This is a genomic window from Aerococcus sp. HMSC23C02 (assembly GCF_001806805.1).
Classification (GTDB): Bacteria; Bacillota; Bacilli; order Lactobacillales; family Aerococcaceae; genus Aerococcus; species Aerococcus sanguinicola.
Window position 1 is genome coordinate 1 of record NZ_KV786064.1, and the last position, 456, is coordinate 456.

Consider the following 456-nt stretch of genomic DNA (forward strand, 5'->3'; position numbering starts at 1 on the left):
CGTTATTTCCATCAGTTCCATCAAAGATAAATTCGCGGCTGATTTCACGTTCGCCTGGGTCAACTTGACCATTATTGTTGGTGTCTTCGTGAACGATTACCCATGTACCTGGGCGATCTTTACCTGTTTCATCGGCTTTAGTACCGCGTTCGGTCTTAGCTAGGACGGATTTTCCATCTTTACCATCGGTACCATCTTGACCTGGGGCACCTTGTTCACCCTTCTCACCATCTTTAACGAAGGTTTCAGAAATGAGGTCACCTTGGCTACCGTCTGGGTTTACTTTATAAACACGGATCCATGAACCACTTGGGCTGTTAGGGTCAGCTGGATTTTCTTTACCACGTTCAGTCTTAGCAGTAATCGATGCTCCATCTGCACCGTTATTCCCGTCAGTTCCATTCACTCCATCGAAGATGAACTCACGGCTGATTTCACGTTCACCTGGGTCAACTT

Annotated in this window: 1 pseudogene; it reads right to left on the reverse strand. The window is 46.7% G+C overall.

Features of this window, described 5'->3' with window-relative positions:
• A pseudogene (locus HMPREF3090_RS09475) lies at positions 1–456 on the reverse strand (hypothetical protein); the annotation flags it as partial.